The sequence below is a fragment of the Corallococcus sp. EGB genome (genome assembly GCF_019968905.1).
In the GTDB taxonomy this organism is placed as follows: domain Bacteria; phylum Myxococcota; class Myxococcia; order Myxococcales; family Myxococcaceae; genus Corallococcus.
Genome location: NZ_CP079946.1, coordinates 137,643 through 150,854, shown reverse-complemented (window position 1 = coordinate 150,854; position 13,212 = coordinate 137,643). Strand labels below are relative to the sequence as shown.

The window sequence follows — 13,212 nt, the reverse complement described above, 5'->3', positions numbered from 1 at the left end:
TTCGTCACCCTGCCGTCCCCTGTTCGGCCAGGGTGCGCGCCAGGTCCTCGCGCGCCCCCAGCCGCGTGAAGTCCTCCGCCGCCCGGCGCAGCAGCTCCGCGCGCTCGGCGTCGTCCGCGGGCAGGTGCCGCGCCCACTCCAGCCGCGCGCGCGCCGCCTCGTAGGGCGTCCCGCGCTCCTCCGACGCCTCGATGCAGCGCCGCCACGCGCGGAAGGCCTTGCCGTGCTTCCCCGCGAGCCACGCCTCGCAGCCGCGCCACAGCCACGCGGACGGCTCGCCGAAGGGGAACACCTTCGCGAAGCGCTCCACCTCGTGGCGCGCGGCCCGGGCGCTGTGCGTGAGCGCCTGCAACCCGGGCCCGGGCGTCTCGCGGGCGAGGAGCGTGAACAGCACCTCCGCCACCGCCGTCGCGCCGAAGTAGACGAAGTGCGCCACCGGCTTGCCCGCCGCCAGCCGCACCAGCGCCTTCTCCGCCGCCGCGCGCGCGCCCGCCGCGTCGCCTTCGCGCAGGCACAACAGCGCCAGCGTGCCGTCCGTGATGATGCGGTCGGTGGCCCCGCCGTGCGCCTCCGTCCACGCGAGCGCCGGCTCCAGCGCCACGCGGGCCCGCGCGTGCTCGCCCAGCCGCAACAGCATGTGGGCGCGGTAATGCTGGGCCCAGTGCTGCGTCTGCGCCGAGCCCCGCCGCACCGCGGACGCCTCCAGCCAGTCCATCAGCGGCAGGCCCCGCGCGAACTGGCCCCGGTACATGGCGGACACGGTGAGCAGCGCGCGGCACTCCTCCGCCAGCCGCAGGTCGCCCACCGAGTCCACGATGGCCGTCGCCCGCTGAAGCCACGCCTCCACGTCCTGCCAGCGCGCCTGGTACACCGCGCACACGGCGTTGCGGTTGAGCACGTAGGCCAGGTCCGACGGGCGGCCCACGCTCTCGGCCACCTCCTGCGCGCGCTTCACCCACGCGTCCGCCACGCTGTGCACCGGCACCGTGCCCGCCACCACCGCCATCACCGTGTAGCCGCGCGCCAGCTCCGGCGTGGGCCCGGCGGGCTCGCACAGGTTGAGCATGCGCAGGCCGCTCCAGAGCACCGGCAGCGCCTCCTGCGCGTAGATGAACGCGTCGGTGAGCCGCATCAGGAGCCGGCCCGCCACCCGCCGCGACTCCCGGCGCCGCCGGGAGTCATCCACGAACGCGTCCGGCCGGGCGCTCTGCGCGAGCCGCGACAGCACCTGCCCCACCGTGCCCAGCACCCACGCCACGCTCGACGAGGGCACGCGCCAGCCGAAGTGCGCGAGCGCGGACTCCGCGTGCACGCGGAAGGCCTCCAGGTCGCCCAGCTGGAAGCGGGCCTCCGCCAGCAGCGCCTCCACGCGCCCCTGCTCCAGCGGCGTGGCCTGGGGCGCCACCGCCAGCGCCCGCGTGAGCAGCGGCAGCGCCTCCCGGCACGCGCCCACCGACAGCGCCTCCTCGCCGGCGATGCGCGCGTGGTGCGCCTCGCGCGCCGCGTCCCCGGCCTGGCCCCAGTGGTACGACAGCGCCGCGGAGTGGCCCATGGGGTGGGCCGCCTCCAGCGCCTGGGCCGCGCGCCGGTGGAGCGTGGGGCGGACGGACGGGGACAGGTCCTCCAGCAGCCGTTCGCGCAGCTTGTCGTGGGCGAAGCGCCAGCGCCCGTCCGCCACGTCCAGCACCGCCGCCGCCGCGCAGTCGGTGAGCCACGCCTCCACGTCCACGCCGGACGCGGCCCGCTCCAGCACCGCCAGGTCCAGCTCCCGGCCGAGCAGCGCCGCCACGTCCAACAGCTCCCGCGCCTCGCGGGGCACCTTCTCCAGCCGGCGATGCACGAGCGCGCGCATGCCGCCCGCCCACACGCGCTGGGGCAGCGCGACGGCGCCCAGCCGGTCCAGGCCGCCCGCCTCCTCCGCCAGCGCGCGCACCACCTCCACCAGCAGGAAGGGGTTGCCCTCCGACTCGCGGCGCAGCAGCTCCACCACGTCCGGCCGGCGGCCGACAGCGCCCAGCATGGACTCGCCCAGCTGGGCGATCTCCTCCGCGTTCAGCCGGTGCAGCTTCCGCATGCGGGTGCCGGACAGGCGCTCCGGCAGCTGCGGGGCCTCGTCGTCGCGGAAGCTCGCGAGCAGGAGCAGCGGCAGCCCCGGCGCCCTCGCCGCGAGCTGCGCGAGGAGCTGGAGGGACTCCGCGTGCGCCTGGTGCAGGTCCTCCAGGATGACCACGGTGGGCTGCGGCAGGCGGCCGAAGATGTCCTCCACCGTCTGGTGCAGGCGCAGCTGCGCCATGTCCGCGTCCAGCTCCGGCGCGGCGAGCACCTCGCGGCCCACGAGCGCGTCCAGGTCCGGCACCAGCGGCCGGAGCACGCTCGCCTCTCGGTCGGAGAGCTCCGCGAGCATGGGCAACCAGCGCAGCACGGCGCGCCACTCCTGGTAGGGCAGGCCGCCGGTGTCCACCGCCTGGCCGCGCAGCACCACCGCGCCGCGCACCAGCGCCAGCGAGCGCACCTCTTCCAGGAGGCGCGACTTGCCCACGCCGCTCTCTCCGCCGATGAGCCACGCGCCGCCCTGGCCCGCGAGCGCCGTGTCGAGCACCTCCGTCAGGTGCTCCAGCTCCGCCGCGCGGCCCACGAAGCGCGCGGACTGGAGGAAGCTCTCGCGCGTGGCGGCGGACTCGGCGGGTGGGGGCTGGCCCACGGCGGCGCTCAGCGCGGTGATGACGGACTCCGCGTCGCGCGGCCGGCGGTGGGCCTCCGGCGCCACCAGCTGCTCCAGCAGGGCCTTGAGCGCGGGCGGGAAGCCCGGCGTCGCGAACACCTGGCCCGCGTGGGGCAGCCGGCCGAAGAACATCTGGCACGCCATGGCGCCAAAGCCGAACAGGTCGGTCCGCTCGGACGGGGGCTGGTCCTCGAAGAGCTCCGGGGCCAGGTAGCCCGGGGTGCCCGCGGGCTGCGCGCGGGGGCCCTGCTGGTCGCGCCCCACGGCGAGGCCGAAGTCCAGCACCTTCACCTGGCCGCGCACCACCAGCACGTTCGCGGGCTTGAGGTCGCGGTGGATGATGCCGCGCCGGTGCAGGTACGCGAGCGCCTGGAGCGTCTGGATGAGCAGCCCCACCTGCGTCACCAGGGGCGCGTCCGTGCCGGCCTCCACCAGCGTGCGCGCGTCCTCCAACAGGTCCATGGCCAGGTAGGGCCGGCCCTCGGCGTCGAAGCCGTAGTCGAGCACGCGGATGACGTGCGGGTGGCGCAGCGACACCAGCGTCTGGAACTCATGAGCCAGCGACAGCGCCATGCCCTGCGTGGCGAAGGCGGAAGGGGTGCCCCGGCCGGGCCGCCGCGCCAGGTCCGCCACCGTCTTGTGCAGCCGCTTGAGGGCCACAGGGCCGGACAGGCCGTCCTGGGCGCGCCACACGGTGCCGGCGCCGCCGCGCCCCAGCAGGTCGAGGATGCGGTAGCGACGGCCCACCACTTCCGGCTCCATGCCCGGAGACGTGTCGGCGTCCGGAGCATCCGTCCGGGGGGAGGTCTGGCAGGAAGATGGGTGAGACATGGAGGGGGAGCCGCCCTGGCGGTGAGGATATCTCCCCTTCCCGTGCGAGAGGGGGATTGAATGCGACAGGGGCAGGCGGAGCGGGCGGCGCTCCGGACCCCGGGGAGCAGCCCGGCGGGCGGAGCCCGGCAGGGTTTCTTCCCTCTGGAGCGCTGAAACATCACTTTTGACGCAAGGAGAGCACCGGATGGCGGGCTACGACTTCGACTTGTTCACATTGGGTGCGGGGTCGGGCGGGGTGGCGGCCAGCCGGCGCGCGGGGGCCTCCGGGGCGAAGGTGGCCATCTGCGAGGAGGGGCGCGTGGGCGGCACGTGCGTGCTGCGCGGGTGCGTGCCCAAGAAGCTGCTCGTGTACGCGGCGCACTACCGCTACGACATGGAGGACGCCGCGGGCTACGGCTGGGCGGTGAACGGTCCCGCGCTGGACTGGAAGAAGCTCCAGGCGGCAAAGGCGAAGGAGCTGGACCGGCTGACGGGCATCTACGGGCGGCTGTTGCGTGACGCGGGCGTGACGCTGGTGCAGGGCCGGGGCCGGGTGGTGGACCCGCACACGGTGGAGGTCGAGGGGAAGCGCTACACGGCGGAGCGCATCCTGGTGGCCACGGGCGGCCGTCCCCACCTGCCGCAGGTGACGGGCATCGAGCACGCGCTCACGTCGGAGCAGGCGCTGGAGCTGCCCGAGCTGCCGCGCCGGGTGGCGGTGGTGGGAGGCGGCTACATCGGCGTCGAGTTCGCGGGCATCTTCGCGGCGCTGGGCGTGAAGGTGACGATGTTGATTCGCGGCGACACGGTGTTGCGGGGCTTCGACAACGACATCCGCGCGGCGCTGACGCAGGAGATGCGCAAGAAGGGCGTGGACATCCGTCCGGAGACCTTCGTCCAGGACATCGAGAAGCGCGCGGACGGCACGCTGAGCCTGCTGACGCGCATGGGGGACACGCTGGAGGTGGACGCGGTGCTGTACTCCACCGGCCGAGTGCCCAACACGCAGGGACTGGGGTTGGAGGAGGCGGGCGTGAAGCTGAACGAGCGCGGCGCGGTGGTGGTGGACGCGCAGTCACGTTCATCGGTGGAGAGCATCTACGCGGTGGGGGACGTGACGGACCGGATCAACCTCACGCCGGTGGCCATCGCGGAGGGACGGGCGATGGTGGAGACGCTGTATCGGAACAACCCGGTGACGATGGACCACGAGAACGTGCCGTCCGCGGTGTTCAGCCAGCCGCCGGTGGGCACGGTGGGGCTCACGGAGCGCGAGGCCATCGAGCGGTACGGCAAGGTGGACGTCTACGTCTCCAGCTTCCGGCCCATGAAGCACACGCTGACGGGCCGTGACGAGCGGTCGATGATGAAGGTGGTGGTGGAGCGAGGCACGGAGCGGGTGCTGGGCTTCCACATGGTGGGGGCGGACGCGCCGGAGATCATCCAGGGCCTGGCGGTGGCGCTGAAGTGCGGCGTGACGAAGAAGCAGCTCGACGCCACGGTGGGCATCCACCCCACGGCGGCGGAGGAGTTCGTCACGCTGCGGGACAAGCGCCCGGATCCGGCGGAGAGCGCCACGATGCTGGAGCTGGGACGCGAGGTGGTGGCGACTCCGCCGGGGGATCAGCGCAAGTAGCGCGGACGCCGCGTCAGCGAGCCCATCCCTCCTGGTTCAACAGCGCCACGACACGCGCCCGCACCTCCTCACGGATCTCGCGCACACGCTCCACCGGCTTGCCCTTGGGGTCCTCCAGGGGCCAGTCGCCCCGCTTCACTCCAGGCACGAAGGGGCACGCATCACCACACCCCAGGGTGATGAGCCATTGAGCGTCCCGGGCGACTTCCTCCGTGAGGAGCCGCGGTCTGGCTCCAGACAGGTCGATGCCCGCTTCGGCCATGACGGCCTGGACCTCGGGATGGATCCGGGTTCCTGGCTGCGTGCCCGCGGAGACAGCGTGCGCCCGCGCCGGGTCGGCCAGGGCATTGAAGAACGCGGCCGCCATCTGGGAGCGGCCGGCGTTGTGCACGCAGGCGAAGATGACCTTCTTCATCGGGAAGACTCCTTGAGGCACGCGCTCCTGGCAGGCGTCGCGGACACCTCGGTCCATCTTGCCGGCGTCGAAGGCCGTGGTGCTCGTTCATTCACGGCGCGATGGGCGACAGCAGACGGGGCTCCATGCCCAGGTCCGACTTGAACTCCGCCGACGTGCTCAACGCCATGTCCGCTCCCGTGTCGCGAGGGGAGTGACGGTAGCACGCGCCCCCTCCTCACAGGCCCGGGCCCGCCCGAGCAGGTACTCCCGCTGCGGAGGCGTCCGGGCCAGCGTCGCGGCCTGACGGAAGCAATCCGCCGCCCTGCTCCGCTCCCCCAACTGCTCCAGCAGCATGCCCTCCACCGCGAAGCGGTACGGATACCGTCGCAGCACCGCCTCCGAGCGCAACGGCCCCAACGCCTCCCATGCCTCGGCCGGTCCGCGCACCCGCCCCAGCGCCACCACCCGCCCCAGCGCGACGATGGGCGACGGCTTGAGCGAGAGGAGCGCGTCGTACAGCCGCAGCAACCGGGCGCTGTCCTCCGGCCCCGGCACGGGCGTCTTCGCATGCACGAGGGCGATCTCCGCCTCCAGGTGCAGCGGCGTCAGCGCCGTCCCCATGGAAGCGCGCAGGTGCCTCAGCCCTCGCGCCATCATGTGCGGTGCCGCCTCCGCCCCCTCCCGCGCCTCCTGCGGCACGAACGCACCCCGAGCATCCACGCGCCCCGGAAGCCGCGCGGCACGCAAGCAGCACAGCGCCGCCAAGGCATGTCCCTCCGGCGTCGCGGTCCCCGGATGCGACAGCAACACCTCCGCCAGGCGCAGCGCCTCCGCGCACAGCTCCGCGCGGGACAGGTCATGGCCCTCGGAGGCTTCGTAGCCTTCGTTGAAGAGCAGGTAGAGCGCCGCATGCACCGCCTCCACCCGCTCCGGCAACGCCTCCGGAGCAGGCACCTCGAGCGTGGCGCGGCAGGCGCGCAGCGTCCGCTTTGCCCGCACCAACCGCTGCGCCACGGTGGGCTCATCCGCGAGCAGCGCGGCGGCGACCTCGCGCACGGAGAAGCCACACGCCACCTTCAACGTGAGCGTCACCTGCATCTCGCGCGAGAGCGCCGGATGACAGCACGCGAAGAGCAACCGCAGCGCATCGTCCGGAAGCTCCGCCGCGAAGCGCGTGGAATCCTCCTCCGCCGGCCCGGCCTCTTCCTCGGGTTCCGAACCCTCCGGCACCTCCGGCGCACGCTGCCGCAAGAGGTCCGTCATCCGATTCAGCGCCACGCGCAGCAGCCACGCGCGAGGCTGCTCCGGAACGCCGTGGAAGCCCCACGTCCGCGCCGCCTGCAACATGGCGAACTGCACCGCGTCCTCCGCCAGGTCCAGCCGCCCCAGCCCCACGCGCCGGGCCAGGGCCGCGACGAGCCCCGCGGACCACTGGCGGAAGGCCAGCTCCAACACCTGCGTCACGGAGGACACGCCGTCAGACCTCTTCGATGGCGCGAAGCTCCACTTCGCCGTAGCGCAGGTGCGGACACGTCCGGGCCAGGGCCACGGCGGCGTCATACGAATCCGCGGACAGGATGAAGAGGCCGCCCACCACGTCCTTCACCTCCGCGTACGGCCCGTCCGACACGAGCACCTGCCCGCCCTGCTGTTTCAGGCGCCGGCCGCCGTCGTCGCGCAGCTTCTCGCCCTGGAGCAGGCGGCCCTCCTGGCGGAGCGCGTCGCTCCACCGGACGTACTCCTCCAGGATGGCCTGCAACTCGGCGGGGGACATGGCGGCGAAGGTGGCGGGGTTCTCGTGCAGCAGCATCAGGTAGCGGGCCATGCGAGGGACCTTTCGGGGGACTCCGAGGGGTTTCGTCGAAGAAGACGGCCCACGTCGCGGGAGATCGACATGGGAGGGAAGCCTCCGCGGCACCTACCTCGCCTCCAGGTGCGCACACCCACTCCGTGGACGGAGAACACTCGCCTTGCGCTCAAGGGTGACATGCCACCCGGGGGTGCCTACCCCTGAAGGTCAGGAGGCGCGGGCAACGGGCGTGGGCAAGGGCGGACGATGGTGGGGGGGAATCATGGGGGCGTTGCTGCTCGCGGGATGTCCGTCCGCGTGCAGCACGAAGGAGTCGTCCCGTCCATTCCAGCTCACGGGGCAGGTGGGTTCGCGTGGGGCGGGCTTCGCATCGGCGCTGTACCAGACGACGGGCGTGCGGATGGAACCGCGCAACCGCATCCGGTGGGCGAACAACGGCGCCGTATTCGACGTGATGGTGGAAGAAATCGGCCGGGCCCGCGCCTCCATCCACATCGTGATGTTCATCTGGCGGAAGGGGCGTGCGTCCGACCGGATGATTGAAGCGCTGGCCGAGCGCACCCAGAAGGGCGTGCGCTGCCGCGTGCTGGTGGATCCGCTGGGCAGCGGCCCCTTCGAAACGGAGGTGAAGCCGAAGCTGGAAGCGGCCGGCTGTGAAGCGCACCTGTTCCGCCCGCTGCCGGCGGACGAGAACCTGGCGCGCAACCACCGGAAGATTGTCGTGGTGGACGGCCGGGTGGCCATCACCGGCGGGCTCGCCATCCAGGACGAGTGGCTGGGCGACGCGCGCAACGAGAAGGAATGGCGCGACACCAACGCGCGGGTCCAGGGCCCGGTGGTGGCGCAGCTGCAACAGGCCTTCGCGGAGAACTGGCAGGAGGCGACGGGCGACCTGCTGCCCGCGTCGGACTTCCCCACGCTGTCGGTGGACCAGCCCGGCCTGGACGCCGCGGGTGAAGGCTGGGCGGCCTTCGTCAGCAGCACGGCGAACCCGGAGGTGACGCGCGCCGAGCGGCTGACGCAGCTCATGGTGAAGGCGGCGAAGAAGCGGCTGTGGATTTCGCAGGCGTACTTCACGCCCAACGACGCGCTGACCGCGCTCCTGGTGGAGAAGGCGCGCGCGGGCGTGGACGTGCGGGTGCTGGCGCCGGGAGACAAGAACGACCAGAAGGCCATCACGGTGCTCCAGCGCCAGAGCTACGGCACGCTGCGCGCGGCGGGCGTGCGGCTCTGGGAGTACCAGCCGTCGATGATGCACGCGAAGACGATGCTGGTGGATGACCGGCTCGTGCTGGTGGGGTCCATCAACTACGACGCGCTGTCGTTCAACCTGCTGGAGGAAGGGTCCCTGGTCCTGGAGGACGTGGAGGCGGCACGCCAGCTGGAGGCCATCTTCCTGGACGACCTCACGAAGGCGCGCGAGGTCCAGGCCGAACAGGCGCAGCGCTAAGCCCGGCTGTCCGCTTTCACGCCCCACCTCCGGAAACAGTGGGCAAGCCGGAGGCCCTGTGCTCAAGAAGCGCCTTCAGGGGCCGCGAATGCAGGCCCGGGAGGCATCGCCATGAGCAGCGCAGCTCCTCGTCATCTCTTCGTCGCGGGCGCCACGGGCGCGACAGGGCGCACGTTGATGCGGCAGGCCCTGGCGCAGGGTGTATCGGTGACGCCGCACGTCCGGCCCAAGAGCGCGGACACGGAGCCCGCGAGCACCTGGCCCAGGAAGGCGGTGGTGGAGCTGGCGGACGCACCCGCGCTGGCGGAGGCGATGAAGGGCAGCACGACGGTGCTCCAGCTCATCGGCACGATGCGCAAGCGCTTCGCTGCGGGTGACACCTACGAGACGAGCGACATCGGCACCACGCGCCAGCTGGTGGACGCGGCGAAGAAGGTGGGCGTGGACCACTTCGTGCTGCTCACGTCGGTGGGCGCGGGGAGCCCGGTGGGCGCGTACCTCAAGGCCAAGGCGGAAGCGGAGCGCATCGTGCGCGAGAGCGGCATCCCCTACACGATGGTGCGCCCACCCGCGCTGGAGGGCGAGTACCACGCACCGCCCGGCATCCTGCACACGCTGGGCAAGCTGCCACTGCTGCATCACCTGAAGCCCATGCACCTGGACCAGCTGGCCGCGGTGCTCCTGCGCATCTCGGAGCGCAGGGCGCCGCTGGACACGGCGCTCGAAGGCAAGCGCCTCTGGGCGGAGGTCGGGGCAGTAGGACGGTAGCTGTCAGACCCTCCAGGTAGGAAGGCTCCTCCGCGGCATGAGCGCGGAACCCAAGGAGGAGCTAGAATGATGTCGATGGCGACCGTGGACGAGCTGATTGCCCAGGCTTTGCAACTTTCGCCGGAAGACCGTGCCCGGCTCGTACGTGAGGTGTCAGAAGCGGATGCCCCGGACATCGAGGCTGCCTGGGGCGAGGAAATCAGCCGCCGTGCCCAGGAAGTGCTTGATGGGACGGCGGAGCTTGTCGATTGGGACGAGGTGAAAAAAAGAATAGAGGAGCGGCGCGAGCAGAGGCGACGTCAGCGCTAGATGCACTCCACCCCGTATGGGCATCCGACTGCATCGCGCTGCCGAACCGGAGCTGCTCGAAGTCATCGACTGGTATGAAGACCAGCGCACAGGCCTCGGTGACCGCTTCTCCGACACCATGTATCTGGCGATGGACTCCATCCACGAGCATCCAGACCGCTGGTCCCTCTGGCCTCGGCTCCATCACCCCCGCCCATCCGCCGCTTCCTGCTGCCGGAGTACCCCTTCGCCCTGCCCTACCTCGTCCGCGACGAGGACGTGGTGGTGCTCGCCGTCGCGCACCTGCGTCGCCGGCCAGACTACTGGCTGCCCCGCGCGCGAAGCCGTCCCTAGCCCTACTCCTTCACCGCCCCCGCCGTGAGCCCGGACACGATGCGCCGCTGGAACAGCACCGTGAGCACCACCAGCGGCAGCGTGGCCACCACCGACGCGGCGGCGATCTCCCCCCACGGTTCCTTGTACTCGCTGGCGAAGAGGCTGATGGCCACCGGGACCGTGCGCTTCTGCGGCGTGGACAGGAACGTCAGCGCGTAGAGGAACTCGTTCCACGCGAAGATGAAGACCAGGATGGCCGTCGTCGCCAGCCCCGGCGCCGCCAGGGGTAGCAGCACCCGGCGGAACGCGCCCATCGGCGTGCACCCGTCCACCCGCGCCGCGCGATACAGCTCGTCCGGCAGCTGGCGGAAGAACGACGTCAGCACCCACAACGTCAGCGGCAGCGCGAACGTCGTGTACGGCAACGCCAGCCCCACCAGGCTGTCCCGCAGCCCCACCGCGCTGAGGATGAGGTACAGCGGGCTCACCGTCGCGATGGGCGGGAACATCGACACGCCCAGCGCCGCGGACAGCAGCAACCCCCTCCCACGGAACTCCAGCTTCGCCAGCGCGAACGCCGCGGACGCCCCCACCGTGAGGCAGAACACCGTCGTCAGCGTCGCCACCACCAGCGAGTTCAACACCGCCCACAGGAACGGCCGCCCGAACAGCACGCTCTGGTAGCTCGCCCCCGTCAGGTGAGACGGCCATGGCCGGGTCAGCTCGCCGTCCGGCCACAGGCTCGTCAGCGCCTGCCACAGGAACGGCCCCAGGAAGAACGTGAGGAACGCCACCACGGCCAGCGCCGTGCCCAGCCCCGGCCGCCTCATCGCCGCCCCTCCTCGCGCCCCAGCCAGCGCAGCCACACCACCGCCAGCAGCACCACGCCCAGGAACGTCGCCACCGCCAGCGTGCTGCCGTACCCGAAGTCCCCGGACCGCATCAGCGTCTTGTACGCATAGATGCTCAGCGTCTCCGTCGTGTTCGCCGGCCCGCCCTCCGTCAGCACGTAGATGGCGTCGAACACGCGGAACGCATCCAACGACCGGAACAGCAGCGCCAGCAGCAGCGCGGGCTTGAGCAGCGGCAGCGTGATGGACCGGAACTGCCGCCACTCGGATGCGCCGTCCACGCGCGCTGCCTTGTAGAGGTCCTCCGGAATGCCCTGCAGCCCCGCCAGCACCAGCAGCGCCACGAACGGCGTGGTCTTCCACACGTCCACCAGGATGGCCGCGTGCAGCGCATACCCCGGCGCCCCCAGCCAGTTGATGTCCGCTCCCCCCAGCAGCCGGTTGATGAGCCCGTAGTCCGGGTTGAACATCCACGCCCACAGCCGAGCGCTCACCACCGTGGGGATCGCCCACGGCACCAGCACCGACGCTCGCAACAGCCCCCGCCCCGGGAACGCGCGGTTGAGCAGCAGCGCCAGCGGCACCGCGAGCAACAACTCCACCGCCACCGCCACCGCCGTGAAGTACGCCGTGTTCCCCAACGCGGACCAGAAGCGCGCATCCCCCATCAGGTAGACGTAGTTCTCCAGGCCCGTGAAGCGCCGCTCGCCGAACACCAGGATGAAGCGGTGCAGGCTCAGCCACACCGCCGCCAGCACCGGGTACAGCGCCACCACCACCAGCACCAACACGGCCGGCGCCACCAGCAGGTACGCCTGCCGCCGCTCCCGCGCCTGTGAACCCGCGCCCCTCACTCCGGCTCCTCGTCCGGCTGCTCACCGGTCAGATGATCCACCTGCTTCTGCGCGCGGGTGAGCGCCTCCTCCGGCGTCCGCAGCCCCGCCACGGCGGCGGAGAACTCGCTCTGCAACACATCCGCGATGAGCAGGTAGTACGGCGTCACCGGCCGGGGCCGCGCCCGCATCAGCGCCTCCTTCAGGCTCGCGATGAACGGCTCCGCCGCGCGCAGCTCCGGGTCGTCGTACAGCGCCAGCCTCGGCGGGTTGCGCGCGTAGTGCAGGGCCAGCACGCGGTTCGCCTCCGGCGACGTCAGGTGCGCGATGAGCCGCGCCGCCGCCTTGCGCCGCGCGGGCGACACGTGCGCGTTCACGGCGAGCTGCCATCCGCCCAGCGTCCCCCACCCCGGCTGTCCATCCTTCGTCGGCAGCGGCGCGATGCCCACCTTGCCCCGGATGGGAGAACCCTCCGCCTGCGCCTCGCGCCACGCATAGGGCCAGTTGCGCATGAACACCGCCCGGCCCTCCTGGAACACGCGCCGCGCCTCCTCTTCGCCGAAGCCCGTGACCGTCCGAGGCGACAGCCCCTCCGCGATGAGCCCGTGCAGGTACGTCAGCGCCTCGCGCGCGGGCTCCGTCTCCAGGAGCACGCGGCCTCCCGGCCCCAGCGACTGGCCGCCATGCCCCCAGATGGCCTCGTACACGTTGCAGGTCAGCCCCTCGTACTGCCGCCCCTGCCACACGTAGCCCTGGATGCCGGGCGCCTTCGCCATCGCGTCGCGCGTGAAGCGCCGCAGCTCGTCGTAGGTGCGCGGCGCTCGAGGCACCAGGTCCGTGCGGTAGTAGAGGATGCCCACGTCCACGTACCAGGGCACCGCGTACGTGCGGCCGTTCATCACGACGGCGTCCACCGGCCCGGGCAGGAACTCCTCGCGCAGGCGCTCGGGAGGAAAGTCCTCCGACAGGTCCGCCACCCAGCCCGCGCGAGCGAACTCCGGCACCCAGACGACGTCCGCCACCAGCACGTCGAAGTCCGTGGCCCCGCCCTGCAATGACGTGAGGAAGAACTGATGCGCCAGGTCCGACGCGTTCGGCAGCGCCTCCGTCACCAGCTCCACATCCGGGTTGGCGCGCTCATACTGCGCCAGCAGCTCCCGGAACGGCTTCGGGTCGCCCCACAGCGGTTGGAACTTGAAGACGATGCGCGTGCGGCCCCCGGCCCCCGTCTCCTCGGACGAGCGCCGGCAGCCCCCCACCCCGAGGCTCAGCGCGACGAAGAGGACGAGGAGGCGGCCCATGCGCCCG

Annotated in this window: 11 protein-coding genes; 4 read left to right on the top strand and 7 right to left on the bottom strand. The window is 72.0% G+C overall.

The window, feature by feature from the left end:
- Positions 1 to 4: 4 nt before the first annotated feature.
- Complete coding sequence (locus KYK13_RS00640) at positions 5 to 3,553, bottom strand: serine/threonine-protein kinase (protein WP_223640884.1); 3,549 nt, start codon at positions 3,551 to 3,553, stop codon at positions 5 to 7.
- A gap of 187 nt (positions 3,554 to 3,740) precedes the next feature.
- Here KYK13_RS00640 and gor point away from each other — a divergent pair, with 187 nt between their 5' ends.
- Positions 3,741 to 5,171, top strand: a complete 1,431-nt coding sequence (gene gor / locus KYK13_RS00635) for a glutathione-disulfide reductase (protein ID WP_223640882.1) — start codon at positions 3,741 to 3,743, stop codon at positions 5,169 to 5,171.
- Positions 5,172 to 5,184: 13 nt separating this feature from the next.
- On the opposite strand, the gene KYK13_RS00630 is transcribed toward gor, so the two are convergent.
- From KYK13_RS00630 to KYK13_RS00620, 3 genes are all read right to left on the bottom strand, one after another.
- On the bottom strand, positions 5,185 to 5,586 hold the full coding sequence (locus tag KYK13_RS00630) for an arsenate reductase ArsC (protein ID WP_223640880.1): 402 nt from the start codon (positions 5,584 to 5,586) through the stop codon (positions 5,185 to 5,187).
- A gap of 159 nt (positions 5,587 to 5,745) precedes the next feature.
- Positions 5,746 to 7,041, bottom strand: a complete 1,296-nt coding sequence (locus tag KYK13_RS00625) for an RNA polymerase sigma factor (RefSeq protein ID WP_223640878.1) — start codon at positions 7,039 to 7,041, stop codon at positions 5,746 to 5,748.
- A gap of 4 nt (positions 7,042 to 7,045) precedes the next feature.
- On the bottom strand, positions 7,046 to 7,393 hold the full coding sequence (locus KYK13_RS00620) for a YciI family protein (protein WP_223640876.1): 348 nt from the start codon (positions 7,391 to 7,393) through the stop codon (positions 7,046 to 7,048).
- Positions 7,394 to 7,640: 247 nt separating this feature from the next.
- On the opposite strand from KYK13_RS00620, the gene KYK13_RS00615 reads away from it, so the two are divergent.
- The 3 genes from KYK13_RS00615 to KYK13_RS00605 all read left to right on the top strand — a co-directional run bounded on the left by KYK13_RS00615 (position 7,641) and on the right by KYK13_RS00605 (position 9,905).
- Positions 7,641 to 8,828, top strand: coding sequence for a phosphatidylserine/phosphatidylglycerophosphate/cardiolipin synthase family protein (locus tag KYK13_RS00615; protein ID WP_223640874.1), 1,188 nt, complete (start codon positions 7,641 to 7,643; stop codon positions 8,826 to 8,828).
- A gap of 111 nt (positions 8,829 to 8,939) precedes the next feature.
- Positions 8,940 to 9,596, top strand: coding sequence for an NAD(P)-binding oxidoreductase (locus tag KYK13_RS00610; protein ID WP_223640872.1), 657 nt, complete (start codon positions 8,940 to 8,942; stop codon positions 9,594 to 9,596).
- 66 nt (positions 9,597 to 9,662) lie between these two features.
- Positions 9,663 to 9,905 carry an addiction module protein gene (locus KYK13_RS00605; protein ID WP_223640870.1) on the top strand — a complete coding sequence of 81 codons (243 nt, stop codon included), beginning with the start codon at positions 9,663 to 9,665 and terminating at the stop codon, positions 9,903 to 9,905.
- A 335-nt stretch (positions 9,906 to 10,240) separates the two neighbouring features.
- On the opposite strand, the gene KYK13_RS00600 is transcribed toward KYK13_RS00605, so the two are convergent.
- The 3 genes from KYK13_RS00600 to KYK13_RS00590 are packed head-to-tail and all read right to left on the bottom strand — an operon-like array spanning position 10,241 to position 13,205.
- Positions 10,241 to 11,050 carry a carbohydrate ABC transporter permease gene (locus tag KYK13_RS00600; RefSeq protein ID WP_223640867.1) on the bottom strand — a complete coding sequence of 270 codons (810 nt, stop codon included), beginning with the start codon at positions 11,048 to 11,050 and terminating at the stop codon, positions 10,241 to 10,243.
- Positions 11,047 to 11,925 carry a carbohydrate ABC transporter permease gene (locus tag KYK13_RS00595; RefSeq protein WP_223640865.1) on the bottom strand — a complete coding sequence of 293 codons (879 nt, stop codon included), beginning with the start codon at positions 11,923 to 11,925 and terminating at the stop codon, positions 11,047 to 11,049. The genes KYK13_RS00600 and KYK13_RS00595 overlap by 4 nt, the downstream gene beginning before the upstream one ends.
- The gene (locus KYK13_RS00590) at positions 11,922 to 13,205 is read right to left on the bottom strand and encodes an ABC transporter substrate-binding protein (protein WP_223640863.1); all 1,284 of its coding nucleotides are present in this window, start codon (positions 13,203 to 13,205) and stop codon (positions 11,922 to 11,924) included. The genes KYK13_RS00595 and KYK13_RS00590 overlap by 4 nt, the downstream gene beginning before the upstream one ends.
- Positions 13,206 to 13,212: the final 7 nt, after the last annotated feature.

Coding starts and splice junctions, on each gene's coding strand:
- KYK13_RS00640 (WP_223640884.1), bottom strand. CDS start 3,553: ATGTCTCACCCATCTTCCTGCCAGACCTCCCCCCGGACGGATGCTCCG.
- gor (WP_223640882.1), top strand. CDS start 3,741: ATGGCGGGCTACGACTTCGACTTGTTCACATTGGGTGCGGGGTCGGGC.
- KYK13_RS00630 (WP_223640880.1), bottom strand. CDS start 5,586: ATGAAGAAGGTCATCTTCGCCTGCGTGCACAACGCCGGCCGCTCCCAG.
- KYK13_RS00620 (WP_223640876.1), bottom strand. CDS start 7,393: ATGGCCCGCTACCTGATGCTGCTGCACGAGAACCCCGCCACCTTCGCC.
- KYK13_RS00615 (WP_223640874.1), top strand. CDS start 7,641: ATGGGGGCGTTGCTGCTCGCGGGATGTCCGTCCGCGTGCAGCACGAAG.
- KYK13_RS00610 (WP_223640872.1), top strand. CDS start 8,940: ATGAGCAGCGCAGCTCCTCGTCATCTCTTCGTCGCGGGCGCCACGGGC.
- KYK13_RS00605 (WP_223640870.1), top strand. CDS start 9,663: ATGATGTCGATGGCGACCGTGGACGAGCTGATTGCCCAGGCTTTGCAA.
- KYK13_RS00600 (WP_223640867.1), bottom strand. CDS start 11,050: ATGAGGCGGCCGGGGCTGGGCACGGCGCTGGCCGTGGTGGCGTTCCTC.
- KYK13_RS00590 (WP_223640863.1), bottom strand. CDS start 13,205: ATGGGCCGCCTCCTCGTCCTCTTCGTCGCGCTGAGCCTCGGGGTGGGG.